General features: G+C 68.1%; 24 protein-coding genes. 10 read left to right on the forward strand and 14 right to left on the reverse strand.

The genetic code is table 11. The features are described from left to right. Positions 1 to 222: 222 nt before the first annotated feature. Both P2L57_RS08855 and P2L57_RS08860 read right to left on the reverse strand, forming a co-directional pair. Positions 223 to 1,263, reverse strand: coding sequence for a family 2 encapsulin nanocompartment cargo protein polyprenyl transferase (locus P2L57_RS08855; RefSeq protein ID WP_275810995.1), 1,041 nt, complete (start codon positions 1,261 to 1,263; stop codon positions 223 to 225). Positions 1,264 to 1,392: 129 nt separating this feature from the next. Beyond that, a complete protein-coding gene (locus tag P2L57_RS08860) occupies positions 1,393 to 2,835 on the reverse strand; it encodes a family 2B encapsulin nanocompartment shell protein (protein WP_275810997.1) in 1,443 nt (480 codons plus the stop codon). Between the two features lie 223 nt (positions 2,836 to 3,058). Between P2L57_RS08860 and P2L57_RS08865 the strand changes: the two genes are divergently transcribed. Then, on the forward strand, positions 3,059 to 4,117 hold the full coding sequence (locus tag P2L57_RS08865; RefSeq protein ID WP_303656112.1) for an asparaginase: 1,059 nt from the start codon (positions 3,059 to 3,061) through the stop codon (positions 4,115 to 4,117). A gap of 14 nt (positions 4,118 to 4,131) precedes the next feature. Here P2L57_RS08865 and P2L57_RS08870 read toward each other — a convergent pair whose 3' ends face one another. Then, the gene (locus P2L57_RS08870; RefSeq protein WP_275811003.1) at positions 4,132 to 4,383 is read right to left on the reverse strand and encodes a hypothetical protein; all 252 of its coding nucleotides are present in this window, start codon (positions 4,381 to 4,383) and stop codon (positions 4,132 to 4,134) included. A 244-nt stretch (positions 4,384 to 4,627) separates the two neighbouring features. Between P2L57_RS08870 and P2L57_RS08875 the strand changes: the two genes are divergently transcribed. Then, the gene (locus P2L57_RS08875) at positions 4,628 to 5,422 is read left to right on the forward strand and encodes an NlpC/P60 family protein (protein WP_275811006.1); all 795 of its coding nucleotides are present in this window, start codon (positions 4,628 to 4,630) and stop codon (positions 5,420 to 5,422) included. 192 nt (positions 5,423 to 5,614) lie between these two features. Here P2L57_RS08875 and P2L57_RS08880 read toward each other — a convergent pair whose 3' ends face one another. Continuing rightward, positions 5,615 to 6,064: a MarR family winged helix-turn-helix transcriptional regulator gene (locus P2L57_RS08880; protein ID WP_275811008.1), complete on the reverse strand. Its 450-nt coding sequence runs from the start codon at positions 6,062 to 6,064 to the stop codon at positions 5,615 to 5,617. Between the two features lie 125 nt (positions 6,065 to 6,189). Between P2L57_RS08880 and P2L57_RS08885 the strand changes: the two genes are divergently transcribed. Both P2L57_RS08885 and P2L57_RS08890 read left to right on the forward strand, forming a co-directional pair. Continuing rightward, positions 6,190 to 7,086 (forward strand): alpha/beta hydrolase, encoded by an 897-nt coding sequence (locus P2L57_RS08885; RefSeq protein ID WP_275811011.1) that lies wholly within the window; start codon positions 6,190 to 6,192, stop codon positions 7,084 to 7,086. A 234-nt stretch (positions 7,087 to 7,320) separates the two neighbouring features. Next, entirely contained in the window at positions 7,321 to 8,406 is a 1,086-nt protein-coding gene (locus P2L57_RS08890) for a hypothetical protein (protein ID WP_275811013.1), read from the forward strand. A gap of 247 nt (positions 8,407 to 8,653) precedes the next feature. Here the strand turns inward: P2L57_RS08890 and P2L57_RS08895 are convergent, their stop codons facing one another. Both P2L57_RS08895 and P2L57_RS08900 read right to left on the reverse strand, forming a co-directional pair. Next, the gene (locus P2L57_RS08895) at positions 8,654 to 9,649 is read right to left on the reverse strand and encodes a GIY-YIG nuclease family protein (protein ID WP_275811015.1); all 996 of its coding nucleotides are present in this window, start codon (positions 9,647 to 9,649) and stop codon (positions 8,654 to 8,656) included. Positions 9,650 to 9,954: 305 nt separating this feature from the next. Continuing rightward, positions 9,955 to 10,407: an ATP-binding protein gene (locus tag P2L57_RS08900; RefSeq protein ID WP_275811018.1), complete on the reverse strand. Its 453-nt coding sequence runs from the start codon at positions 10,405 to 10,407 to the stop codon at positions 9,955 to 9,957. Positions 10,408 to 10,564: 157 nt separating this feature from the next. Here P2L57_RS08900 and P2L57_RS08905 point away from each other — a divergent pair, with 157 nt between their 5' ends. Both P2L57_RS08905 and P2L57_RS08910 read left to right on the forward strand, forming a co-directional pair. Next, positions 10,565 to 11,413 (forward strand): helix-turn-helix domain-containing protein, encoded by an 849-nt coding sequence (locus tag P2L57_RS08905; protein WP_275811021.1) that lies wholly within the window; start codon positions 10,565 to 10,567, stop codon positions 11,411 to 11,413. Next, positions 11,410 to 11,616: a DUF397 domain-containing protein gene (locus P2L57_RS08910; RefSeq protein ID WP_275811024.1), complete on the forward strand. Its 207-nt coding sequence runs from the start codon at positions 11,410 to 11,412 to the stop codon at positions 11,614 to 11,616. Before P2L57_RS08905 ends, P2L57_RS08910 begins: the two co-directional genes overlap by 4 nt. A 33-nt stretch (positions 11,617 to 11,649) precedes the next feature. Here the strand turns inward: P2L57_RS08910 and P2L57_RS08915 are convergent, their stop codons facing one another. Continuing rightward, positions 11,650 to 12,291, reverse strand: coding sequence for a hypothetical protein (locus P2L57_RS08915; RefSeq protein WP_275811027.1), 642 nt, complete (start codon positions 12,289 to 12,291; stop codon positions 11,650 to 11,652). An 821-nt stretch (positions 12,292 to 13,112) separates the two neighbouring features. On the opposite strand from P2L57_RS08915, the gene P2L57_RS08920 reads away from it, so the two are divergent. Beyond that, entirely contained in the window at positions 13,113 to 14,957 is a 1,845-nt protein-coding gene (locus P2L57_RS08920; RefSeq protein WP_275811030.1) for a spherulation-specific family 4 protein, read from the forward strand. Positions 14,958 to 15,222: 265 nt separating this feature from the next. On the opposite strand, the gene pdxR is transcribed toward P2L57_RS08920, so the two are convergent. Continuing rightward, positions 15,223 to 16,632, reverse strand: coding sequence for a MocR-like pyridoxine biosynthesis transcription factor PdxR (pdxR, locus tag P2L57_RS08925; RefSeq protein WP_275811033.1), 1,410 nt, complete (start codon positions 16,630 to 16,632; stop codon positions 15,223 to 15,225). 86 nt (positions 16,633 to 16,718) lie between these two features. On the opposite strand from pdxR, the gene P2L57_RS08930 reads away from it, so the two are divergent. Continuing rightward, on the forward strand, positions 16,719 to 17,474 hold the full coding sequence (locus tag P2L57_RS08930; RefSeq protein ID WP_275811036.1) for a metallophosphoesterase: 756 nt from the start codon (positions 16,719 to 16,721) through the stop codon (positions 17,472 to 17,474). Between the two features lie 229 nt (positions 17,475 to 17,703). Here P2L57_RS08930 and P2L57_RS08935 read toward each other — a convergent pair whose 3' ends face one another. From P2L57_RS08935 to P2L57_RS08955, 5 genes are all read right to left on the reverse strand, one after another. After that, complete coding sequence (locus P2L57_RS08935; protein WP_275811039.1) at positions 17,704 to 18,816, reverse strand: ABC transporter substrate-binding protein; 1,113 nt, start codon at positions 18,814 to 18,816, stop codon at positions 17,704 to 17,706. A 595-nt stretch (positions 18,817 to 19,411) separates the two neighbouring features. Then, positions 19,412 to 19,786 (reverse strand): HAD-IA family hydrolase, encoded by a 375-nt coding sequence (locus tag P2L57_RS40640; RefSeq protein ID WP_372515660.1) that lies wholly within the window; start codon positions 19,784 to 19,786, stop codon positions 19,412 to 19,414. 3 nt (positions 19,787 to 19,789) lie between these two features. Continuing rightward, a complete protein-coding gene (locus P2L57_RS08945; RefSeq protein ID WP_275811045.1) occupies positions 19,790 to 20,071 on the reverse strand; it encodes a hypothetical protein in 282 nt (93 codons plus the stop codon). Positions 20,072 to 20,124: 53 nt separating this feature from the next. Then, positions 20,125 to 20,673, reverse strand: coding sequence for a carbonic anhydrase (locus tag P2L57_RS08950; RefSeq protein WP_275811048.1), 549 nt, complete (start codon positions 20,671 to 20,673; stop codon positions 20,125 to 20,127). A gap of 14 nt (positions 20,674 to 20,687) precedes the next feature. Further along, positions 20,688 to 21,431: an alpha/beta fold hydrolase gene (locus P2L57_RS08955; protein ID WP_275811051.1), complete on the reverse strand. Its 744-nt coding sequence runs from the start codon at positions 21,429 to 21,431 to the stop codon at positions 20,688 to 20,690. Between the two features lie 65 nt (positions 21,432 to 21,496). On the opposite strand from P2L57_RS08955, the gene P2L57_RS08960 reads away from it, so the two are divergent. After that, positions 21,497 to 22,060 (forward strand): TetR/AcrR family transcriptional regulator, encoded by a 564-nt coding sequence (locus P2L57_RS08960; protein ID WP_275811054.1) that lies wholly within the window; start codon positions 21,497 to 21,499, stop codon positions 22,058 to 22,060. 374 nt (positions 22,061 to 22,434) lie between these two features. Here P2L57_RS08960 and P2L57_RS08965 read toward each other — a convergent pair whose 3' ends face one another. Beyond that, a complete protein-coding gene (locus P2L57_RS08965) occupies positions 22,435 to 23,691 on the reverse strand; it encodes a DUF3500 domain-containing protein (RefSeq protein WP_275811057.1) in 1,257 nt (418 codons plus the stop codon). Between the two features lie 232 nt (positions 23,692 to 23,923). Between P2L57_RS08965 and P2L57_RS08970 the strand changes: the two genes are divergently transcribed. Beyond that, positions 23,924 to 24,703: a hypothetical protein gene (locus P2L57_RS08970; protein ID WP_275811060.1), complete on the forward strand. Its 780-nt coding sequence runs from the start codon at positions 23,924 to 23,926 to the stop codon at positions 24,701 to 24,703. Positions 24,704 to 24,713: the final 10 nt, after the last annotated feature.

Here is a 24,713-nt window from a genome sequence, read left to right on the forward strand (position 1 = left end):
GTCACCACGCTCTCGGACAACGCCCGGGGTACAGACACTGTCTGTTCGAGGAATTCCCCACCGACGACCTACGGTTGGCGGCTGTTGGGAGGTCAGAGTTCGAACACCGCACGACATGGACGCGACACGGCAGTGGCGATCACGCCGTCTGCGACATCTCGGCGGTACGGCCGCCGGTTGGGCGGTGGGGGAGGGGTCCTGCGCAGCCGCTCGGGGGCACCTCTAGTGGTTCCGCCGGGTCACCAACTCGGCCAGGGCGAGCAGGTCTCCGGCGGCCACACCATCGGGGACGACTCCCGACAGATGGTCGATCGCTCCCGCCATCCGGTCGCACGCCTGCATCTGGGCCCAGTCGCGGCCGCCCGCCCGCTCGATGGCCTCCGCGGCACGCTGCAGCTCATCCGCTGACAGTGGGTCATCGCAACCGTAGACACGAGCCAGCTCGGCACCCGCCGACGTCCCCGAACGCAGCGCCGCCACCACGGGCAGCGATTTCTTACGGGCCGCCAAGTCCGCCCCGACCGGTTTGCCGGTGACGGCCGAATCCCCCCAGATGCCGATCAGATCGTCGATCAGCTGGAACGCCAATCCCGCCTGGCGGCCGAAGGCGTCCAGCGCATCGGCCGTCGCGTCATCGGCCCCGGCGTACAACGCGCCCAGCGCACAGGCGCAACCCAGCAGTGCCCCGGTCTTGGCCTCGGCCATGGCCAGGCATTCCTCCAGCGAGACATCCGTACGCTGTTCGAACTCCCAGTCGGCATGCTGGCCGTCGCACAGCTCGATGACGCACTCGGACAGCCGGGTCGCGGCCCGACCGGCCGCCGGATGCGGATCCTCGGTCAGCAGTCGTAGGGCCAGGGCCTGAAGGGCGTCACCGGCAAGGATGGCATCCTCGGTGCCGAACACCACCCAGGCCGACGGCCGGTGGCGGCGGGTGGGGTCGCGGTCGATCACATCGTCGTGCAGCAAGGTGAAGTTGTGCACCAGCTCCACCGCCGCGGCCGCCGTCGCCACCCGCCCGGCCGTGCCGCCGAGGGCATGTGCCGCGGCCAGTACGAGCGCGGGACGAATCGCCTTTCCCGCATCGCCGTACGCCGGGGATCCATCGGCGTTCAGCCAGCCGAAGTGGTATCCGGCGATGCGCCGCATCGAGTCGGGCAGCGAGTCAACCGCCGCACGTAAGGCGGGGTCCACCGTGAGCCGGGTACGGGCCAGAACCGCCGCGGCCTCATGGCCTTCGCGGTCGAGCGTAGACGTTCCCATGGTTGCCACACCTCGATTTCGTCAGTGAGCGGACTTCGTCAGTGAGCGATTTCGTCAGTGAGCGCTGGGACGGAACGGGTTGGACCGGCTGGGCGCGGGCGGTACGCCCAGCGGTCCACCCGATTGCTCTCAACTGTGGGCGCGAGCCACCTCAACGTTCTCCAGGATGCCGATCGCGTCCGGCACCAGGACCGCGGCCGAGTAGTAGGCACTCACCAGGTACGAGATGATGGCCTTCTCGTTGATGCCCATGAAGCGCACGGACAGCCCTGGCTCGAATTCGTCCGGCAGCCCGGTCTGGTGCAGTCCGATGACGCCTTGGTTGTCTTCGCCGAGCCGCAGCACAATGATCGAGCTGGTGTGACCGCCGTTGATCGGAATCTTGTTGCACGGCAGGAACGGCAGACCGCGCCAGGACGGCACGGCATTACCGTGGAAATCGATGCTGTGCGGATAGAGGCCACGCCGGTTGCATTCCCGGCCGAATGCGGCGATGGTTTGCGGATGCGCCAGCAGGAACTGGGAGTTGCGGCGTCGGCTGATCAGCTCATCGAGGTCGTCCGGGGTCGGAGGGCCGGAGTGGGCGTGAATCCGCTGGCTGTAGTCGGTGTTGTACAGCAGCCCGAAGTCACGGTTGTTGATGAGTTCGTGCTCCTGGCGTTCACGGAGCGCTTCGATCGTGAGCCGCAACTGGTGCTCGACCTGGTTCATCGGCTGGTTGTACAGATCGGCGACCCGGCTGTGCACGCGCAGCACGGTCTGCGCGACGCTCAACTCGTACTCCCGTGGGGAGATTTCGTAGTCGACGAAGGTGCCGGGCAGGTCGGGCTCGCCCTCATGGCCGGAGGCCAGATGAATAGCGGCCTCACCGTGCTTGTTCTGCGCCAGCTGGGTGCCGCTGAGGAACCGCTGGATCTGCTCCCGCAGCGAGTCCGACTGGTCGACGACCGCCTGGAAGGCTTCCCGCGGCAGCCCGAGCAGCGTCACCGCGGTGGCGGCCTTGGCGGTGAAGTCCCAGGTGCTGTCCGACTGCGCCAGCACCTGGTTGCCGAAGTGGTCGCCGTCCGCAAGCACACCGAGCACGGCCTGCTCGCCGTACTTGCCAGTGCCGATCTGGTTCACCTTGCCGTGCACGACCAGATAGGCATGGTCAGCGGCGGCGCCCGCCTCCGAGATGACCTGCCCCGGGGTGAACTCGCGCTGCACGAACCGATCCGCCAGCGCGTTCAGCACATCGATGTCGTCGTAACCGCGCAGCACCGGCAACTCGCCGAGTTCTTCGGGGATTACCCGGACCTCCGACCCGGTTTGGATGAACGTCACCCGTCCATCACCGACCGTATAGGTGAGCCTTCTGTTCACCCGGTATGTGCCGCCGGACACTTGAACCCACGGAAGGATGCGCAGCAGCCAACGTGAGGTAATGCCCTGCATTTGTGGCGCGGACTTGGTCGTGGTCGCCAAGTTCCGGGCTGCCGCGGTTCCGAGGCTCAACCGAGCCTGTCCATTCGGCGCAGGAGCCCCGCTGGATTCCCCACCTGATTCCACGCCAAGGCCAGCATCGACCGACATCGAAAGTCCCTCCCCTGACTCATGTGGTCTGCAAAACAATGGTGACGGCCGCCGGAGAGGATTGTCATCACACGTTCAGGTGAAACGACGGTACAGTTGCACGATTCATCATGTGCCCCTCGCAGCGCCCTGGTCAGGGCAGACACGCATCACGACCGGCCGGACGGATACGGATGTGAAGTGCAGCGACACCAGTGGTAGGAAGAACAGCGGTATGCGCGCGATGGACGAGACCGGAGCCGAGGCGATCGATGTGAATGCGGAATCGACGGAACCGCGCGACCGGAGCGTCGCGGTCTTCTCTCTCGGCGGCACCATCGCCATGACCACGGATCCCGCGACCGGCGCCGCGCTACCCGCCCTGTCCGCCCGCCAACTACTGGAATCCGTCCCCGGTTTGGCCGCTCTCAGTGTGTCATTGCGCGTCCACGACGTCCGCAACCTGCCCGGAGCCTCGCTGTCGCTGGCCGACCTGGACGCCCTGCACAGTGCCATCGCGGCGGAGACGGCGGGCGGCACGGACGGCATCGTCGTCGTCCAGGGCACCGACACCATCGAGGAGACCGCCTTCTACCTGGATCTGCTCCACCGCGGCGACATCCCCGTCGTCGTCACCGGCGCGATGCGCAACCCCACGCAGCCCGGCCCCGACGGCCCGGCCAACCTGCACGCCGCCATCCTCGCCGCGTCCTCCCCACTGCTGCGGGGTGCCGGATGCGTGGTCGTGCTCGGCGACGAGATCCACGCGGCACGCACGGTCACCAAGAGCCACACCACCAGTCCCGCCGCGTTCACCTCGCCGGGATCCGGCCCGCTCGGCCTGGTGGCCGAAGGCCAGGTGTGGCTGCACCACGGCCTCCCGTACCGCACCGCGCTGCGGCCCGCCGACGAGGAGGTACGCGACGGTGTGCGGGTCCTGCTGCACACCGTCACCCTCGCAGACGACGGCCTCCTGCTGGACCTGCTGCTGGACGGCACCGAAGACCGCTGCCACGGGCTGGTCGTCGCCGGGTTCGGTGTGGGCCACGTACCGCAAGGCCTGGTGCCGTCGCTGGAGCGACTGGCGGCACGCATCCCCGTCGTCCTCACCTCCCGCACCGGCGCGGGCCCGGTCCTGGCCGGTACCTACGGCTTCCCGGGCTCCGAGCGCGACCTGCTGTCCCGGGGCCTGATCCGCGGCGGCGACCTCTCCCCGTACAAGGCCCGGCTGCTGCTGCACCGGCTGTTGGCGACCGGTCGCCAACTCCCGGACATCGCCGCCGCGTTCGGCCGTCGGGGCTGAAGCGCCCTTAGCGGTCAGTGCCACGCGGGGCGGTCGTCGATGACGATGACCGTGCGCTCGGCCTGGCCGTCCGCCCACTCCTGGGGCCGGGGCCGCACCGTGTCCACCACCTCCGCGATGCGTTGGTAGAGCTTGCCGGCCAGCGCCCAGTTGCCGAGATCGCCCTCACGTTCCCGCAGCATCACCGAATGGAGCGCGGCGAGGATCGCGATCAGGGTACGGCCGGACACCGCCACCCGTGCCTCGCCGTCCTGGGCCGCCGTCACCTCGCCGGGCACCCGGAAGTGCGGGTCGCCCGCCGCCTGCCAGGACTTGGCGGGCGGAGCGTTCAGGGCGTCGATCGGAGCGCTGGCCTGGACCGGGTGCGGTCCTGCCGGGGTGAGCGGCCGTCGAGTGCCACGGGTCCGGGTGACGTCGGGTCAGCGGTCCGGTCAGCCGCGTCTCCAGGGTGATTCGCCACGCCACTTCTGACCAATTACCACATTTCTCCGCTTTTTCGGGATAGTAACCATGCCTGTGCCCCCCAGCGTCTGCAAGTTCCTCGTACTGTCCGTCACCGTTGCAGCGGGCGCGGACGTCGCACTGAGTGGCCCCGCCACTCATGCCGCCACGCCCGACCAGTCGGCAGCCGCCAAGCCTTCGGCCGTAGCCAAGGCGAAGCCCCAGGCGCACAGCACTCGGTTCAAGCCGACCGTCGCCGACCCCACCACCGCCACCCCGCGCCAGCTCGCGAGGGGGGCTCGGTCCGCCTGGCGGTCCAACCGGTTCCACATCCGGCGGCTGGATGCCCCGGGCATCACTCGGGGCACTGTCATGGCGCGGGCCCAGAGCTGGATCACCGAAGGCGTCCCCTACAACCGCTACGCGTACAACACCGACGACAACGGCACCTACCGCCAGGACTGCTCCGGCTTCGTCTCCATGGCCTGGCACCTGCCGTCCAGTTCCGCCAACAACTACGGGGAGACCACCGGCACGCTGCCGAACTTCGCCACCGAGCTGAACAGCTTGGACGACCTGCGGCCCGGCGACATGCTCGACAACATCTCGACGCATGTCGTGCTCTTCAAGGGCTGGGCCGACTCCAGCCACACCACCGCCATGATCCTGGAAGAGGCCCACGCGGGCACCAACGCCCGTGAGGACGGCCGTTTTTACACCCGGCGCTATCTCGCCACCAGGGGCTACCGGCCGTACCGCTACAACGGGATCCAGGAGACACCGGATCCGGACTCGCCACAGTCCGCCACGGCTGATTCCGACAACTCCGGTGACGAGGCGGATCACGACCGGACGGCGGACTAGGACGTGTTCCTGGTGGCCCGTCGGCGGGAACGGCTGGAGCAACTCCCGCTCGGCGCCGATGGGTCAGGCACGTGCCACGCTGGCATTCCGCCGGACATTCGAGTCACCCCTACGTCCGCTTGAGGCGGTGTTCCGGCATCTGCGGGCGGCACTGCCAAGTGCGTGTGTACTCCCTCGGGTTGCGGTCCGCCGTCAGGGCTTTTCGCCGGGCGACGCGCTGTGCGGTGTGGCGGCGCGGAGTGTGGCGAGCGCGGTGCCGAGGTGGCCCAGTGCCGACGCCGACAGCGGTCCGCCCAACCGTGCCGCGAGTTCCTCGTCGAAGATCCGTCCGGCCGATTCCGTCAGCTCCCGGCCTGCCGCGGTGAGCTGGACGATCGAGGAGCGGCGGTCGTCCGGATTGGGCTGCCGGGTGCACAGGCCGCGTTTCTCCAGGCGGTCGACGGCCTGGCTCGCGCCGCCGATCGTGATCGACAGGGCCGCGGCGATGTCGTTGACCCGGCAGGCCTGCGTGCGCGCGACGACCAGCATCACGTTCAGGCTGCCCAGGGGGAGGTCGCCGTCGTGCCGGAGCCGGGCGTCGATCCCGTTCCACAGGTCGGTCTCGAAGCGCACCAGGTCGTCGAACACCTTCCGCAGGTCCACGGAGTCTCCTCTTGCTATATGGATTAGCGCTAACTAGATTAGCACTATCTGCATTAGGGCTATAGTAAATCTCGCCTCCATGAGCCTACGGCCGCACAGCGACCGCGTCGGAAGGAAGCCGAACCATGAGTCAGCAGCAGCGTGAGATGGTCGATCAGATACTGCGCCGGTCGCCGGTCGACCTCGGCGGCGACGTCACCGAACAGCGCGAGCTGTTCCAGCAGTTGGTGTCCGCGCGCCCGGTTCCCGACGACGTGATCGCCGAGCCCGGGGTGCTCGGCGGCATCCCGGTGGTGTTCGTCCAGGTCGCCAGTGCCGTGACGAACGGCGTCGTCCTCTACTTTCACGGCGGATGCTTCGCGGTCGGGTCGGCGCAGGCCTCGGTCGGCCTGGCGGCCGACCTGGCCCGCAAGGCCGGCGTCCGTGTCGTGTCCGTCGACTACCGGCTCGCCCCGGAACACCCCTGGCCCGCGGCGCTCGACGACGCTCTGGACGCCTACCGGGCCCTGGTGGAACGCGAGCGAGGCGCGGAGCCGATCGCCGTCCTGGGCGAATCGGCTGGCGCCAACCTCGCCACCGCCGTCATGCTCGCCGCTCGCAACGAGGGGAGCCTGCCCCAGCCTTCCTGCGCCGTCCTGTTCTCGCCATGGGCAGACCTCACAGTGCCCGCGCGCACCAGCGACGCCGGAGTCGACCCGGTGATCAACGCTGCTGCCCTGCGTGTGCGCGCCGAGGACTACCTTCAGGGCGCCGACCCGCTCGACGGCCTGCTCAGCCCGGTTCACGCGGACCTGACCGGCCTGCCGCCGGTGCTCATCCAGGCGGGCTCGCACGAGTACCTTCTGGACGACGCGGTGCGGCTGGCGGCCCGCGCCGCCGCCCACCACGTGGCAGTCACTCTCGATGTCACACCCCAGGTCCTGCATGTGTTCCAGGCCTTCGCCGCCGTCCTGGACGAGGGCGACGCGGCCCTCACCCGCGCCGGCGAGTTCCTCCGGGGACACCTGGCCGACCGCGCATGACAGCGTGATCGCCATCGCCCAAGGCGGCGGCGGTGGGCGACCGCCGCCGCCCGGGCACACGCCGACGAACCGCCCGCTCCGGAGTGTGCCGGAAAACAGAAAAAGCCCCAGTTCACCTGGGGTTTCTACTGGTGTCCGAGGGGGGATCGAGCCCACTCGACCTGGGTGGGTGGCCGGGCGGTGAGCTGGATCTACCGTAGCCCGCGGCTTGGAACCCCGCCATCATTCATGAGAGTGGCAGCAGCAGCCATCGCCAGCATGGCGGCTGGTCTGGCAGCGCTGCCGATCCCGGGGCCTGGTGGTGGAAGTCCGCGCTACCGCCGCCGCTTCCGGCGGGGCGATTGCCTGCTCGCCGGGCGCGTTCGGGCCCGCGGCGCGCTGGAGCGGGCACCGTGTGCGGTCTGCGGGCGGATAGGCTGGGCGGCTGTGAGCGAGTACCAGTACTACGAATTCCTTGCCGTCGACCGCCCGTTGACCCAGAAGGAACTCCAGAGCGTGCGGGCGCTGTCCACGCGGGCCCGGATCACCTCGACACATTTCAGCAACGAGTACCACTGGGGCGACTTCCGGGGCGATCCGCACCGCCTGATGGAGCAGTTCTACGACGGCCACCTGTACCTGGCCAACTGGGGCACCCGGCAAGTCATGTTGCGGCTCCCCGCAGCACAACTCCCGCTCACCGCCGTGGAACCGTACTGCTGCGAGGACGCGTTGGAAGCGTGGACGAACGACCGGTACACCATCCTCGACCTGCGCTACAGCCCCGATGAGGGGGACGACTGGGACGAGGGCGAAGAGTCGGCGCTGTCCGCGATCGTCGGCGTGCGGACTGAGCTCGCTGTCGGCGACCACCGCGCCCTCTACCTGGCCTGGCTGGTCGGTCTCGCACTGTGGGAGCTGCAGGACGACGACGAGACGGCATACCAGAACGAGCACGAACCCCCCGTGCCCGCGGGACTCGCTCAACTCACCGGCCCGCAGCAGGCGCTCGCTGACTTCCTCCATCTGGACGCCGACCTGCTCGCCGCGGCCGCCGAAGCGAGTCCGTCGCTGGACCAAACCCCTGGCAACGATCCCGGGCTGGCCCACTGGATCGCGAAGTTGCCCGCTCGGGAAAAGGACGCTCTCCTGCTGCGCGCCGCCCAGGGCTCGGCCCCGCACCTTGGCCCCGAACTGCTTGGCCGCTACCACACCGAAACAGCGACGCCTCTCGCCGTGCATTCCGAACGCCGCACGGCCGCCCAGCTGCTCGACGCCGCCGCGGCCCGTCGCACCGTACGCGCGCGGGCGCGGACCGCAGATGCAGCGCGCGGCCGGTGACTGCGGATTCCGCCTCACCGTGACGGCTGCGGTCCGGAGGCAGTCGGCCGGGGCAAGGGAAGCACGGTTCCTCACCGCGGGAGACATCGCCTCGGGGCGCCCTGCCTCCGGGACGGGGCCGGGCCCTGAGGATCCCGTGCGCTGCCCACCGGTCCGGGCAGGCGACATCCTGCTTCCTGCGATGGCACGCGAGATTCTGGCCCGTGTTGCCACCGACGAGGATGCGGGAGCCTATCCGAGCTCCGGCCTACACCATCTGCGCGTCACGGACCCCGAACTTCTCGACCCCTGGTACCTCGCCGGACAGGGGACGGCGGCTCGACTTCGGTTGCAGCTGAGGCAGCCATCGTTCTGGGCCGGGCACGGGGAAGGCTGGTTCCTCACGTACCTTGGGGCGAGGCCCCCACGTCCGGGGTCCCGGCAGGTCGCACGCGCTGCGGCCCGCGGAGATCATGGCGGTTGACGGCTCACGACCGAGCGCGTTGAGGACCAGTGGGAAGCCCTCGGGTGTGAACTGGGGGCTCCAGGTACGGCAGGCCACCTGGCAGTAGGCCTTCGCCTCGAACAGGACGCTGGTGCACGAGTCGGGGCCATCCGCGTCGCGCAGCCAGAGCAGGCGGTCGCCGGGAGCGAGTCGCTCCTTGCCGTTGAGCACCCCGTTGGCGACGAGCCGCGACGCGTCGAGGTAGGGCACGGGGTCGACGTCGCCCCCGGCGTCCCCGTCGCTGAACCCGGCGGTGTCAGCGGGACGTTCCGCAGCGTAGATCTCCAACTGGTCGCCGGTGGAATGAGCTTGCCAGAGGTCGAGGGGCTGCCAGCCGCCGCCGGTCAGCGGTGCGGGCTGCGCCAGCAGTATGAACACCTCTCCTGCTTCCAGCGGCAGTACGATCCGATCCTGGCCCCCAATGGTGCGAATGTCTTCCGGCACCCAGGCATCGATCCCGTTGACCTCCAGCACGCATTCACGGACGGTCTCCACGGCCGACTCGATGGACGTGGTGAAGAACTCTCGACGTGGCGAGACTCGTTGCCCGTCCAGGCGCCGATGCACCAGCCGCTCGACGGCTGGCCAGCGCATGGTGAGCGCCCGGAAGCGGACCTCGAACGGCAGGGGCACGCCGCTGTGGTCGGACAGCTTCTTGGCACGCGCCTCCGGCAGCAGGGTCGTGAACCCGATCTTCACCATGTCAGGCATCGCCGGGTTGCTCATGACGTAGACGAACCCGGTGTCGTGTGCGGTCACCTGCGTATTCTGAGGTCAGTGCGACCACTGATGAAGGCGGTTCGCATAATTCCGGCCATGGCTGGGGTCGTTCATTGCCTAAGGGCCGGTTTAGGAACCGCGGCTTCGGCTCGGCTCCGAAGCCCGTCGCGACGCCCACCGAGACCGAGCTGTCGGCGATCCCGTCCTCGTGTGACGCCGGCGAATAGGCCGACCCTATCGCCATTGCTGACCGCGAGGCGGAGCTCCCACCGCGGCTGGAACTCGCAACTGTAGGGCCGATCTCGCGGGCGGCTGCGCGGGTAGCGCGCTCCGCTGCCCTGGTGTCACTGTGCGCCGGGGCCCACCTCCGCCCAGACGGTCTTGCCGCCCGGGGGATGCGGCTGGGTTCCCCAGCGGTCGGCCAACGCGGCGACGAGGAGCAGGCCGCGTCCGGACTCGCCATCGGGATCGGTGACGTGGACGGGCGAGGGCATGCGGTCTCCACGGGCGTCGGTCACCTCGATACGGAGCGTGCTGCTTGCCGCGTCCAGGACGAGCTCCACTCTGAAGTCCCGGCCCCGTACGCGGCCGTGCAGTGCGGCATTGGCGGCGAGCTCGGCGACGATCTGCTCGGCACGGTCCGCGATGTCGAACGGAACCTCCCAGGTGCGGAGTTGCTCGACCGTGAGCAGGCGGGCGAGGCGGGCTCCACGGCGTGTGGGGGAGAGGAGGACCGTGAATCGTCGAGCGGTCGAGGGTGCGGTGAGTGGTTGAACTTCCTGGATTCCGTGGTTCACATCACTGAGCGTGTCCGAGTGGGCCTACCCTGACCAGGAGTGATTCGGGTACGCCGGGTGACTGTCCGGGTGCGCAGGGGTAGCTGTACGTGCGTACGGCCGTTACCCTGACACCGCTCCTCGGACGGCCCCGGTCGGTGGAGGGGACGGTGAAGAGGTGGCAGACCCGACGGACGAGGACGCGGGTGACGGCGCGGTGGATCTGTTCCGCGCGCTGGGACGACAGATCAAGCTGCTGCGCGAGCGAGCGGGGTTGACCCAGCGGGAACTGGGCCAACGGCTCGGGTATGGGGAGGAGACGATCTCCTCGGTCGAGCGGGGACGGCGGATTCCGCAGCCGGAGCTGCTGGACGCGGCGGACGAATTCCTCGGCGCGGGCGGGCTGTTGAGCGCGGCCAAGGAGGACGTGGAGCGGGCCAAGGCGAAGGCACGGGTTCGCCATCCGGCTTGGTTCAGGGATTATGCGCGGTTGGAGTCGGAGGCGGTTGAGCTTCACGAGTACGGCAACCACGTGGTCCCTGGTCTGCTCAAGACCGAGGCGCACGCGCGAGCCTTGTTCGGTATGCGGATGCCGCTCCTTGACGAGCAGACGATCGAGCAGCGCGTCACCGCACGTCTGGCTCGGCAGGAGCTACTGACCCGATGGCCCGCGCCCATCGTGACGTGCATCATCGAAGAGTCCGTGCTGCGGCGCCCAATCGGCGGACGCGAGGTACACCGAGGACAGCTGGAACAACTCCTCCAACTGGGCCAATTGCGAAGCCTGCAGCTCCAGGTGACGCCAATGGACCGCGCCGAGCACGCGGGCATGGGCGGGCCCTTCATCCTGCTCACCCCGAACGGCCGCTCGCAGGTGGGATACCTGGAAGTCCAGAACGTCAGCAGGCTGATCACGGATCCGGAAGAGGTCCGTATGCTGGCCGCACGTTACGGCAGCATTAGGGCCCAGGCCCTTTCGCCCCGTGACTCCCTGACAGCGATCGAGAAGTTGCTGGGAGAAACATGAGCACCGAGCATCCCGCACGTGTCCAGGCCGAACTCACCTGGTTCAAGAGCAGCCACAGCAGCAACGAAGGCGGGGCGTGTGTCGAGGTGGCCGTCACCGAAGAGACTGTCCATATACGGGACTCCAAGGACATGACAGGGCCTCAACTCACGGTCGGGCGAACGGAATGGGCGCGGTTCGTGCGCTTCGCCGCGCGCGGCTGAGCCCGCCCGTGGGCTCAGCCGCGAGGTGCGTCCTCAAGCGGTTTCGGGCCGTGCCGGATGGCGAGGGCCGTGGCCCGGGGGCGGAGTGAGGGTGGATGTGTAGTTCTCGGCGTCGACTAGCGGGGTGTCGAGGGAGACACCCAGCAGGGCCATCCGGTCGTACTCGGCGAGGACCAGGTCCTTGGTGCGGTTCGTGCCGTACTTGGCGTTCTCGTTGTTCTTGAGGCCACCGCCTGAGTCGGACTGGAAGATCGAAGAGGTGTGCCATCTTCCCCTCGTACAGCGGCAGCATCCGCTTACTGTTCCGCACGAACACATTCCCGTCGAGCTCCCACCTCTCGTCGGAATGATGCACCCGAAGCGCCCCTTGGGTGCCGCAATTGACGCGAACCGCTCCGCGAAAAGCTGGTCGGTCTGAAGGGAGTTGACACCCTTCACTGTCAAACCCTTCCTACACAACGGAAACGCCCCCGAGCTCCCCGCGAACAAGAACGTCGACTTAACCTTCCGCCGCTCGGCCCGACCCCGCTTGCCCGCCTCCGGGTTCTCCTCCTCCCACTCCGCGATCCGTGTACGCCGCGCCGTACCCGAGCTCTCGGCGATCGACGGCACAACAACGCTGAAGTACTTCTTGTCCTCGAAGTCGACCTTGTCCCAAGGCGGATTGCCGATCACACACGAGCCCACCCGGCCCACCCCGTAGCCGGGTCCACGTCCACGTCCACGTCCACACCCGCGCCAGCGCCGTCGCCCTCGGGAACCGTGAAGACCTCCGGAAACTCCAGGTGCCAGTGGAAGAACCGGTACTCCCGCCTCAGCCGCCGGATCTCAACGTGGGTCGCATCCGAGGCGGCCGTACCAGCCGGGTCCTGAAGTGCCCGGACACATCCTGAGTGATCGCGGGCGGCGCGTCCTTGGACTTGTGCCACATGAACGCCGCGCACCACGCGTCGGCGACGTGCAGGGGTTCGGCTCCCGCCGACTACCGCGTCATCGGCTCCCGCTCGGTACGGGACGAGACAGAGCGCCACTGGGACATGGCCGCGGCGTTAAGAGTCGCGCTCAGATCCCCGGCATCGAACGTGTGCAGCCTCCACTCTGCACATCGATTACCTGGCCACGGTAATTGCGCGTCGTTGCAGTTGATGGAGTCGGTCAATCTGGACCTCGACCTCCTCGGCGCGTGCGGTTCGCTGGTTCCAAAGGATTGCGAGCCACCGCAACGCGCAGGTGCGCTGTGCGACGTAGAACCTCCGCGCAGTCGCCGGGGTGACGGCTCCGAGCTGAGCGCCTCTTCTTGGAATCGATCGCCTTCTCCCTGGTAACGGGCTTGTCGGCGGCTCACAAAAAAACCACAAGAACGCTGCCTACGGTCGGTCAGCCCGCCACGTGCCCGCGGGCGGGCCTGTCCATGACGGGTCGTCCGCACTCAAGCTGGGGCGAGGCTCAACAGAGCGCAGCCCGTTCAGCCGCGTAGCGCAAACCTGGAGGACCGCATGTCGCACCTACTCTCGCGATGGCGCCGCCTCGGCGCCGCCGTCATCGCCAGCGCACTGACGGCCTGCGCGGCACCAGCCGCCGACACTACGTCCATCCTCGGTCAGCGCACCCCGACGCCCCGCCTTGGCCAGCGCATCGCGGTTCCGGCCTACATGCCAGCCAGCGACACCACGTCCTGGAACGAGCTGTCCAACGCCGGATCCCAACTCGGGCTGCTGGATGGCGGCTTGGGCTCTAGCGCCATCAGTACCATTCGACACCACGGCACCAAGGTCGTCGGCTATGTCGACACTGGGTGGTTCGGCTTCAGGGGCAAACCGACCGCTGACGGCAGAACGGACGCGACCTCCTGGCTCGTGCAGGCCGAACAGGGCGTCGACGCGTTGTACTCCCGCTACGGAAGTTCGCTCGACGGCATATTCTTTGACGACGCCACCACCACCTGCGGGCCCCGCCCCGGCAGCTATGAGTACGTTGACTACTACCGTCGGCTCAATGACTTCGTGCACACCACCCACCGCGGCAGTCTTACCGTGGCCAACCCCAACGCGCCGGTCCCGCAGTGCTACGAGAACGCCGCCGACGTGCTGGTCACCTTCGAGGGCACAGAAAGGGAATACCTCAACCCGTCTGCCGCCAACGCCCCCGTGCCCTGGCAACTGCACGGCGACCCAGACAAGTTCTGGAACATCGTCCACGACGTGCGGCAGAGCGACCTGCCCAAGGTCATCACCAAGTCCAAGCAGAACAACGCCGGTTACCTCTACGCCACCGACCGCGCTGGGACGTCCGCGCCATACCAAGCGATGCCGACTCCGAGCTACTTCAACACCGAACTCGCGGACTCCAAGGTCCCCGACAGCCAGACCCCGGTGACGCCTGGCGGGCTCACCGCCTCGTACGCCACCGCCACCACGGCGACCCTCAGGTGGGCTTCGGCGCCGACCACGGGCGCGGTCGGCTACGACGTCTACGCGAACAACGTAAAGATCGGCTCGTTGCGCAATTCGTCCCCCAGCGCGGAGCAGTTCACCGCCACCGGACTGACTCCCGCGACCCGCTACACCTTCACCGTCCGGTCCCGCGATATGGCCGGCACGCAGTCCTCGGCCAGTCCCGGCACCACAGTGACCACCAGGTCGCCCGACGGCGTCGCGCCCACCGCGCCCAGAGGGCTGGCCGACAGCGACCTCAAGGCCACGAGTACCACCCTCAGCTGGGCCGCTTCCACTCCCACTCCTTCCGCCGCCCTCGCCTCGTACGACGTCAGCGAGAACGGCACCCACCTGCTGACTCTCGCCCCCTCAACCACCAGGATCACCCTCGGCGGCCTCAACCCCGCGAAGACCTACTCCTTCACCGTCACCGCGACCGACACCACCGGCGCGGCCTCGGCCGCCTCCAACACCCTTTCGGTGACCACTCCGCCGCAACCTGCGGCACACATCGTGAACCCGTCCATCACCCACACCTCCAACGCCATCACCTTCCAGGCGAAATACACCCTCCCCTACACCGTCAAGAACGTCTTCATCGACACAGACGCCAACACCTCCACCGGCTGTGCAATCGCCACCGGAACAGCAGACATCGGTGCCGACTACCGCATCGAGAACAACACCCTGTACCACTACGCGGGACAAACCGCCTCCTCCTGCAAATGGAGCCCCGTCACCTCCGTCACCCCGGTGATCACCGACACCGACGGCCTGCACACCTGGACGATCCCCATCAGCGCCCTCCACTTGCCAGGCAGCTCGATCAGCGCCATCTTCAACGGCTCGGACAGTTCCAACTCCCTCGGCGACTACAGCACCACGACTACGCTCACGCTCAGCTGACCCGCGCTGCGTCCGCACCTACTCGGTGCGCAGCGCAGCATCCGGTGCGCACCGGCTCGCCGATGCGGCGGACCGTTGCACTCGGCCCGGCCGACCTGGTAGTGCCAGCTACGTCCTGACGTGGCCGTCTCGGCCCAAGCCGGATCGGCGGTCTTGACCGCCCACCGGGCCGCGTACCGGGGCGGGTGTGGAAGGAGCCGTACGGAAATGACGTCTGGGCGCTGGTCGACGCCAGCCGCACTGCGAGCCACAGGGTCTTGTTCGGTCACTCCAGGTCGGACACCAGCTTGAGGACGGTTTTGAACAGTGCGTTGAGAGCTGCCCGGTAGGCGTGTTCGGGCGGGGCTGCGAAGCCGACGAGCAGGCCTGCGGGGCGTGCACTGGGGTCGACATAGAGTTCGGCAAGACCACGCAGAGCGAGTCCGTGCTGGGCGCAGACGGTCAGGATCTCTTGTTCCGGTGGCCAGTCGGAAGAGACGGTGAGCAGGGTGTGCAGGCCAGCGGGGACGCCGTGGGCGGTCAGTCCCGCGACGGTGGCCGCGTGTTCGAGAAGTAGTTCGCGCCGACGGCGGTAGCGCAGGCGGGCGGCACGGATGTGGCGGTCGTAGGCGTGGGTGGTGATGAAGTCGGCGAGGACGAGTTGGGACAGGGTCTCCGTGTACAGGTCGGCCTGCTTCTTTGCTTCTACGATCGGGTTCACCAGCTGGGGCGGCAGGGCCATCCAGGCCAGGCGTAGCGCGGGGCCGAGGGTCTTGGAGGCGGTGCCGCAGTAGACGGTTCGGTCAGGGGCGATGCCCTGGAGAGCACCGACGGGTTGACGGTCGTAGCGGTACTCGCCGTCGTAGTCGTCCTCGATGACCAACCCACCGGATGAGCGCGACCAGGCACAGACGGCCTGCCGCCGGCCGGGATGGAGGGGGACTCCGGTCGGGTACTGGTGGGAGGGGGTGAGCAGCACGGCATCGATGCTTTGCGTGAGTGCGTCCACGCAGGCGCCGTGGGCGTCGACGGGCAGCGCTGGAGTGGTGAGTCCGGCGCGCTGGACGACGGCGCGGAAGAGGTTGTGGCTGGGATCCTCCACCGCCACGGTCCTCGCACCGTCCGCGGCCAGCACCCTGCTGAGCAGGCACAGGCCCTGGTAGTAGCCGGAGGTGATGACGATGCGGTCGGGAGTGGTGATCACTCCGCGGGTGCGGCCGAGGTAGTCAGCGACCGCGGTGCGCAGTTCGATCCGGCCTTGCGGGTCTCCGGCGCCGAACATCTCGGGGCGGGAGTCGGCGAGTACCCGGCGCGTGGCGGCGAGCCACGCTCGGACGGGGAAGGTGCTGACGTCGGGAAGTCCTGGGCGCAGGTCATGACGGGGACCTGTCGCTGCGGGGGCAGCGGATTCGGGCGGCATGGTGTTCGGTGGCATGTCTGCCACGGTGGTGCCCGACCCCGGCCGGGTGGTCAGGTATCCCTCCGCGACCAGTTGGTCGTAGGCGGCGGTCACCGTGCCGCGGGACAGTCCGAGTTCCGCAGCAAGCCCTCGGGTGGACGGCAGGAGCGTCCCGGCGGCCAGACGTCCCTGGCGGATTGCCTTGCGCAGCGCCGACTGCAGGCCGACGCGTCGGCCGCCTGCCGCGTCGAGATCGATATGCAGGTCCATCCGGGAGCCGGACCAAGATTTCGGCATGGAACTGGATCTTATATCTGGTCCAGTTGCCACCTAGCTTGAGACCGAAGGGATCAACAGACCCACTGTGACAAGGACTTACCGCGATGACCGTGATCGCTCATCTCAGCGACACCCACATCGACAACTGGCCGCTCAGCATCGCACGCACCCGAGCCGTCGTGGACTACCTCAACGACCTGCCCTACGACCTCGACGCGATCGTGGTCACTGGAGACATCACCGACCATGGCCTACCGGCCGAATACGAGCTGGCCCGTGAGCTCTTCACCTGCCGGCACCCGGTGATGTTCTGTCCCGGCAACCACGACGAGCGTGACGCCTTCCGCAGACACCTGCTGGGCCAAGCCGGTTCGACGGCGCCGATCAATCAGGTACACCAGACCGCCGGCGCGGTGATCGCCCTGTGCGACTCATCAGTGCCGGGCAAGGACGAGGGCTTCCTCTCGGACGAAACGCTGGCCTGGCTGGAAGACGTGCTGGCCCGAACCTCGGCCGGAGTGCCCGTGGTCGTCGGCTTCCACCACCCACCGGCCCGGTTGCACGTCCCCTTCATCGACAGCATCCGCCAGTTCGGGGCTGAGCGGCTCGCCGCACTTGCCGGCCGTCGTCGCAACCTCACAGCCTTCCTGTGCGGGCATGCGCATACAGCCGCGGCGACCGTCTTCGGCGAACGACCGCTGCTGGTGGCTCCCGGAGTCGTCTCCACACTCCGTCTGCCCTGGGAGCAGCACGCCTCTCCGCATGACCATGTCCACCTGGACCATCTGCCCGCACTCGCCTTCCACGTCCTCGGCGACGCAGGGGAGTTGACCACCCACTTCCGGCACGTCCACTTGTGACCGAACAACGCCGGTGCCGGAGAGCCGACTTGATCATCCACCGAGACGACAGGTACGAACTCGACACCATTGCCGAGCGGATCGGCCTTGATCGTGTCCACCGATGCCTCTCGACCGATACCTTCTGGGCGATCGGCCGGAGCAGGGAAACCGTCGAGCGCCGTACCCCCGGCACCGTAATCCAAAAAGTGCGCGGTGAGCGGGCTCGATGCGCGCACTCCGTGCTCTCTCAGCAGGCGTGAAGGATCCGAAAGCGATCGGGTTCCGCCGGATCTCGATCAACGACTTGGATTGGCGTCCAAGCCCATTGCCAAACACTGATGTCTGGCGTGCGGGAGAACTGGATCTGCCCGCGGGTGCCTTCGACTGCAACGCGCGGCCAGGATTCGGCAATGCGCGCCCGGTCCTCGCCGTAAGAACGCAGCACATCGGCGAGGAAGGCGACCGTGTCGTAGCCCTCGAAGGCGACGAAGGAGGGCGCTTCGGCCAGCCGCTCGCGGAGGGCCGTCTCGACTCGTGCACCGAGTGGGCTGAGGCGCTCGGGCAGGTAGCGCAAGAACGGGATCGCGGCGCTGTCGTCGCCCAGCAACGTCACCCATTCGGCGAACTCCGGTTGCCCGGCCGGAGCACCAATCATGATCTCGGCGAGGCGCTGGTCGCGGCGGACAGACTTGACGATCGACACCGCCGGCTCCGGGTGGCCGACCAGAAGAAGGAGGGCTGTCGCGCGATTGTCGACGAGCTCGTCGCACACGGCCGTGGGGTCGAGCGCGCGCATGTCGAGTTCGATGACGGTGCCGCCGCGTGGCGCGAGGTAGTCCCGCAGAATGCGGGCCCCAGACGCCCAGTAGACACTCGGGTCGGCTGCTACGGCGATTCGACTGTGGCCCGCGCTGAAGAGGAAGTCTGCGTAGATCTGCCAGCCGTGGGACTGCGCCGGGGCGAGGCGCGCGACCCATTCCGTTGGCTGTTCGGTGAGCGCGTCGAGAACCGCTGACGAGCAGAGGAAGGGCAGGCCGAGGGCGTCGGCCCTGGCGGCAGCAGCGCGAGCGACGACGCTGTGATACTCCCCCGCCAAGGCGGCCACGCCCAGGCGAGCCAATTCATCTACGGCCGCCACGGCCCTCTGTGGATCAGCCGCGGTGTCTCTGACCACCAGCTCGAGTGGTCTTCCGACGATCCCGCCGGAGTCATTGACTTCGCGAACGGCCAGCTCGAGTCCAGCGAGCAAGTGTTGGCCGGCCTCTACCCAGCCAGGCCGAGTTAGCGGAACGAGAGCGCCTATCTGGACGGATGATCCGTCAGTCCGCTCCGCTCCAGATGGCGATGGTGGCGTATTCATGCGTTGGCGTCTCCGGTGTGACGGTTCGGTTGCAGTTTATCCGGATCGCAGAGCGGCAAGGCCCGGTAGTACGCGTTCATCCCATCTCGCCGTGGCGGGCGCACCTGGGTGACCATGCCGGACATTGCATCCACCACCATCGCCAACAGGCAACCGATTGTTTGATTGCTGAGCTGCCAGGCCGCTCGATACGGGGACCGTGACTCTGGCGTTACAGGGCAGGAAGGCCAGGGGCGTTGGGGTTCCCGAGGTGATCGCCGTGTAACAGGAGGTGGGTGCAGCGACGAAGCTGATCGAGGTGGAGCGCACGGCATCGCGTGAACGGGGGGTGCCATTCGACTGCGGACGCAGTCGATGGCACGGCATTGTTCGAGGCACTGTCCACTCGTGAGGATCCGTCTGCGAGGCGCTCCTGTGGCTGGTGTTCTTGAGCATCGTCCGGCTCTCCTTAATCCCGGTCCCTCTCCAGTGGCGGGGGTCAGCGAAGATCGTCGACCGCGGGCCCGTCAGGGTGGACCAGGCGCCCAAGAAGCTGATCACCGGCGCTGACGGACGCGTGCGCGTATTGCCGGGCCACCGGTGATGTCCAGGTGCCTCATGGGCGTGCCTTCTGGCCGGTTTTCGCAGCGAAGGTGAAGGAGAGATGCAAGCCATCGAGATCGGATTCTGCGTGAACGCGGCGCAGGTCATCGACATGCGCGGAGAGCAGGGCGTCAACATCGGCGAGGGCGCCGCCGACGCCGATGCACCGCATGCCTGCTGCGTGGGCGGCATGCACGCCGGCCGGTGCGTCCTCGACGACTACGCATTGTGCTGGTGTCGCGCCGAGCAGTTGAGCCGCGGTCAGGTAGCCCTCGGGGTTGGGCTTGCCACGCTGGATGTCATCGGCTGCCCCCAGGTGCATTGGATGCGGCAGCTGGGCTGCGGCGAGTCGCCCTTGGGCAACGGCGCGAGTGCCTGAGGTGACGATGGCTCACGCATCCCGCGGAAGCGTGCCCAGCAGCCGAGCCGCTCCCGGGGTCGCTGTCAGCCCATCGAAGTCGCGTTCCTCTCTCTCGACAATGCGGCGGGTCTCTGCCTCGGCATCCAGGTGCGGGGCGATGAGACGGACAACATCGAGGTTCTCCGGCATCTGGCCGGTGGTGATGTCGAGGTGCGCGAGGACGCGCGGGTCAGACACGGGCGTGTCCGCCGCCTCGGCGGCTCCGGCCAGCAGCACGGTGGGCGAGAGGCCGGTGACCACCTTCTTGAGCATGTGTCCTACTTCTCTGCGGCGCAGAGGAGTTGACGTGCGCCGGTGGTGTGGGTTCAGCCCGGGTCGACCACCGTGGTGATCAGGCCGGTATTGAGGTCGTAGGCGTAGCCGCCGACCGTGATCTTGTCGATGCTGGCCGCCAGTTCTGGCGCGGTGCGTAGCCGTTCGACGTCCTCGTGCACGGTCGTGGCAGGGTCGAGGACGGCCATGGCGGCGGCCGTCTGCTCGTCATAGCCACCGCGGGCGGCGTAGCCGTGGCGCAGTTGCTCGTCGGCGAGCAGTCCGGAGCCGCAGTCGGTGTGGTGGACGACCGCGACTTCGAACCAGTCGGCGTCCGGGGTCTTGTTCTCGTGCAGGTGGCAGATCCAGGCGAGGTCCTTGATCACTGACGGGGTGACTCGGCCGCCGACGTTGCGGGCGACGATTGCCTCGCCCAGCCTCGCGCCGAGGATGGCCGCCGGCTCGACGCGGGGGTCGATGCAGGTGATGATGTAGAGCTGGTTGAAGGGGATGAACGGGATCGCGGGGACCTCGTCTTTGGCGTCGGTGGCGGCGAACCGGGCGTTGCGCTCGAGATGAGTGGCGAAGTGTGAGACAGGCATGACGGTGGCTCCGGTCAGCGGGATGGGCGGATCGCCCGGGCGGCGGTGAGGATGAGGTCGGCGACTTCGGCGGGTCGTGCGACCGGCACGGCGTGCGCGGATTCCACTTCCACGAGTTGGGATCCGGCGCGCTCGGCCATGAAGCGCAGGATGGCGGGCGGCAGTGAGCGGTCCTGCGTGGAGATCAACGCCCACGAGGGCAGGGTGCGCCAGCTCGGCGTGCCGGGCAGCGTCTCGCCCAGGGCGGCCGGGTCGATTGGTCGTTGGCAGGCTGCCATCACCGCGGCGTGGGTGGGCTCGACGTCGGCGGCGTAGACCTCGCCGAAGCGCTCCGGTCGCAGGATCAGGTCGTTGCCGCCCAACGGGTTCGGCGTGACATCGAGGTTGTCGGGGGTGAGCAGGCTGCCGGGGAACTTGGCGTTGAGCTCGCCGGCGCTCTCCCCGGTGTCGGGCTGGAACGCGGCGACGTAGACCAGCGCCGCGACGGTCCCGCTCGCGGTGACGGCCGGATGTGAGATGACGGCGCCGGCGTAGGAGTGCCCGGCGAGCACCACCGGACCGGGCACTCGGTCGAGGAACCCGCGAAGGTACTCGGCGTCTTGCGCCAGGCTGCGCATCGGCAGGGCCGGGGCGTGCGCGACGGCGCCGGCCGTGTGCAGGCGCCTGGCCACCCCGTGCCACACGGACGCGTCGGTCAGCGCGCCGTGCACGAGGACGATGGACGGCAATGCACTAGACAGAACGTTCGTTCTTCCCATGCGGCTGACTGTACGAGACATGGGCCGTGGGGTCAATAGAACGTTCTGTCTTCTATGCTGGGGGCATGATGAGCGCCGCTTCGAGCCCGCGCGACCGGCTGCTGGAGACCGCGCGCCGGCTGTTCTACGCCGAGGGCATCCACACCGTCCCGGTGGACCGCCTGATCACCGAGGCCGGCGTGACCAGGGCGACCTTCTACCGGCACTTCCCGGCCAAGGAGGACCTGGTGGAGGCCTACCTGCGCGCCACAGACGCGGACCTGCGCGCGGCGGTCGCCGACACGCTGGAACAGCCGGACCCGCAGCAGGCCGCCGCCGCGCTGCTCGACCTGATCGGCCAGGTCACCTGCTCGGCGGGATTCCGCGGCTGCCACTTCATCAACGCCTCCGCCGAGTACCCCGACCCCGCGGACCCGGTTCGCGTCGCCGTGGCCGAGCACCGCGCCTGGTTCCAGGAGACGGTGACGCGCCTGGCCGCCCAGACCGGGCACCCCGATCCCGACCACGCCGGCCGCGTCCTGGTGCTCCTGCACGACGGCGCGCTGTCGGCAGCCGAACTCGACGACCCGCAGCAGGTACGGAAAACCGTGATCCGCGCGGGCAAGGACCTACTCGGACTCACCGCGTGAGCAGCTGATGCGCGGCACCCCCGCCAGCCATGACGTCCAGCTGCGCGACACGCCGGCCCCCGGCCGGCGACAGGCGTGAGCGCACGCTCATTCCGGCTGGGCAACCACGTCACACACGCACATCGGCAACTTGTTTGCGTGTGCCACGGCCGATGCCCGGCCAGGCTCGGTCGAGGTGTCCGGCGGGACGCTCTCAATTCGGCTGCCCACCAGTGGTTTGGTGTGGCTCACTTTTGGCGTGTGTCCTCGCTGGGTGCCGTGGCGGGGTTGTGGGTCAAGAGGGGTCTGCGCAGCCCGAAGTGGCCATGCGTTGGATCCTGGCATGGGCCCGCGCATGGGAGCGCCCGGGGCGGTCTGGGTCGGGTGAGTGGTGGTCAGCGTCCGATGCGTTGCTGTGGATGGTGGTGGGCGAGGTGTCGGCGTAGCAGGTCGCGTCCGTAGTCGCCGCCGTTGGGGGTGCGCACGATGGTGTGGACGTGGAACGGTTCGGGTTGGTCGTTGTCGAGGAAGACGCCTTGGTGGCAGTCGTATTCGATCAGGACGACGGGGCTGTGGACGCGGTAGTAGAAGGCGTCATCGTCGCCGCTCCCGCCGATCCAGGCGATGTGCGTGTCGTCGAGGTGCCGCTCGACGCTGTCCATGAACGCGGCGGCGGGACCGTCCGGGAGTCGCCGCGCGTAGGTCTTCACCAAGTGGAGCAGCGACTCCCGTTGCCTGTGGGAGAGTCCGCCGGCCGGTAGCCCCGCGTAGGGGATGACGCGGTTGTCCTGGGCGGCGCCGCCCAGGTGCCTGCCGTTGACCGGGTCGGCGAGTTCGGCGGGCAGGTCCTGCGCCCGGATCGATGTGTGGAGAACGGCCTGACGTGCCTGTTCAGGGTGCAAGCTGCGCCGCAGGTCGAGTCCGGCCGTCCGCTGCTCGTCGAACAGGCGCAGGCCCTTGTGGGTACCGCGGTCGGCCTCGGTGGGCTCGGCACCGATGAAGGTCGGGGTGAGGACCATCTGCCGGCCGATGATGAAGCAGTGCACGTCGAGGTGGTGGCCCCACAGTTGCCATCCCCACGGCTGAGTTGTCGAGGGGGTGCCGAACACTGCGAAGGAATAGCAGTATTCGGTGAGGGTGTCGCGGTACTGGTCGATCAGCTCGCCGAGCGCGGCGTTGAGTTTCATCGCCGTCCGAGCGTCGGAGAAGCCGGTGGCGGACAAGGACGCCTCGAGGATCGCGAGCGCACGCTCGCGCTGCGCGGGCTGAAGGTCCTCCAGGCGCAGGCCGTGCGGATCCCAGTTCGGAAAGGCATTGATCCACATACGCCATTCGTCCGCGTCGACGGCGAACAGGACGTCGTCGCGCTGCGCGGGAGTGAGGCAGTCGAGGAAGGCGGTCGCCGCCTTGCTCGCGGGCTCGGGATTCCAGCCGGTGTCCTGGAGGGCGAACAGGTCGGGTACGACGTGCCCGTCCGTCGTGATGCCGACCAGCGGCTCCTTCGCCCTGCCCAGCACGGGCGGGAAGAACTCCCGCGCTACCGCCTGGAGATCCGGGGGAAGGGCCGAGAGATCCACCCGGGCGTCCTGGATCGGCAGTCCGAGGACGGGTCCGAATCCCCGGTAGCGCGTCTTCTCATCTTCATCATCCATGATGGGACATGCCTTCCTTATGCTCAGGCGCCAGTCGGCCAGGCCGCGGCGAGCGGGGTTGTCGGCCGTCCGGACAGGCGGGTGAGGTCGCCGCCGTCGGTGTGGCGGCCGCCGCGTCGGAGGCCCTGGTCGGTGTCGGCCAGTAACTGTGCGATGGGTTGGGGTGGGCCCGTTTCGGCGAGGGTGATGGCGCTCGCGGAAGTTGGTTCTGGCCGCGATTTCGTGAAGGATCTTGCAGTCGCTCGACCCGGTGCGGTCCGTCCAGAGCGCCTGGTTGGATGAACGCATGACGGATTGGTCGACGCTCTCCGACGTGTGCGGTTCCGCGGAACACGTGCCTGGTCTCTTGGCCCGGTTCGAGGCCGATCCGAGCGGTGTGTCGTCCGAGTTGGTGGACCACCTGTGTCCGCAGCTGGATACCGCCTTCACCGCCAGCTTCGCAGCCCTTCCGCGCCTGGCCGAGATCGCGACCGCGGGCAGCCGGGAGGCTCTGGGCTGGGTGCTGCTGGCGGCGGGGGCAATCGCTGCCTGTTCGCCTGGGCTGTCCGAGCCCGACAGCCCTCTTACGGTCTTCTCGGCTCCGATTGCGGTTCTGCGCGACCTCACCGATCGCCGCTTGAGCCAGACGGCCGAAGCCGGGGAATACGTGAACCTGCTGCAGGCCCTGCTTTCTTTCGAGGGCGTTGAGATCTGGGATCGCTGCCTGGACGGCCTGGAGACTGGTGAGTACGAGGTCGACTGCCCGTACTGCGGGGTCGACGTGTTCGTCGTAATCGGGCAGGAAGACTTCTTCTGTTGCACCGAGGACTACGCGTTGCGAGATGTGCAGAAGTCACCCCTCCAACCCTCGCGAATGCAGGAGTTGGAAGGGCTGCCGCAGAGGTTGTTCACGCGGGCAATGGCGGATGGGCAGGAGGGCTTCGCTCATGGCGTCCGTTACCTCTTTGGGCGAGCCGCTTGTCCGGACTGTGGGACCGACTTCTCGGTGGCCGAGCGGGTGGCGGCCGGTTGAATTCCGTGAC

Origin of the sequence: Streptantibioticus ferralitis (assembly GCF_029223525.1) — a bacterium.
In the GTDB taxonomy this organism is placed as follows: Bacteria; Actinomycetota; Actinomycetes; order Streptomycetales; family Streptomycetaceae; genus Streptantibioticus_A; species Streptantibioticus_A ferralitis.

Coding starts and splice junctions, on each gene's coding strand:
- P2L57_RS08855 (WP_275810995.1), bottom strand. CDS start 1,263: ATGGGAACGTCTACGCTCGACCGCGAAGGCCATGAGGCCGCGGCGGTT.
- P2L57_RS08860 (WP_275810997.1), bottom strand. CDS start 2,835: ATGTCGGTCGATGCTGGCCTTGGCGTGGAATCAGGTGGGGAATCCAGC.
- P2L57_RS08865 (WP_303656112.1), top strand. CDS start 3,059: ATGGACGAGACCGGAGCCGAGGCGATCGATGTGAATGCGGAATCGACG.
- P2L57_RS08875 (WP_275811006.1), top strand. CDS start 4,628: ATGCCTGTGCCCCCCAGCGTCTGCAAGTTCCTCGTACTGTCCGTCACC.
- P2L57_RS08885 (WP_275811011.1), top strand. CDS start 6,190: ATGAGTCAGCAGCAGCGTGAGATGGTCGATCAGATACTGCGCCGGTCG.
- P2L57_RS08910 (WP_275811024.1), top strand. CDS start 11,410: ATGAGCACCGAGCATCCCGCACGTGTCCAGGCCGAACTCACCTGGTTC.
- P2L57_RS08920 (WP_275811030.1), top strand. CDS start 13,113: ATGTCGCACCTACTCTCGCGATGGCGCCGCCTCGGCGCCGCCGTCATC.
- pdxR (WP_275811033.1), bottom strand. CDS start 16,632: ATGCCGAAATCTTGGTCCGGCTCCCGGATGGACCTGCATATCGATCTC.
- P2L57_RS08930 (WP_275811036.1), top strand. CDS start 16,719: ATGACCGTGATCGCTCATCTCAGCGACACCCACATCGACAACTGGCCG.
- P2L57_RS08935 (WP_275811039.1), bottom strand. CDS start 18,816: ATGAATACGCCACCATCGCCATCTGGAGCGGAGCGGACTGACGGATCA.
- P2L57_RS08945 (WP_275811045.1), bottom strand. CDS start 20,071: ATGCTCAAGAAGGTGGTCACCGGCCTCTCGCCCACCGTGCTGCTGGCC.
- P2L57_RS08950 (WP_275811048.1), bottom strand. CDS start 20,673: ATGCCTGTCTCACACTTCGCCACTCATCTCGAGCGCAACGCCCGGTTC.
- P2L57_RS08955 (WP_275811051.1), bottom strand. CDS start 21,431: ATGGGAAGAACGAACGTTCTGTCTAGTGCATTGCCGTCCATCGTCCTC.
- P2L57_RS08960 (WP_275811054.1), top strand. CDS start 21,497: ATGATGAGCGCCGCTTCGAGCCCGCGCGACCGGCTGCTGGAGACCGCG.
- P2L57_RS08965 (WP_275811057.1), bottom strand. CDS start 23,691: ATGGATGATGAAGATGAGAAGACGCGCTACCGGGGATTCGGACCCGTC.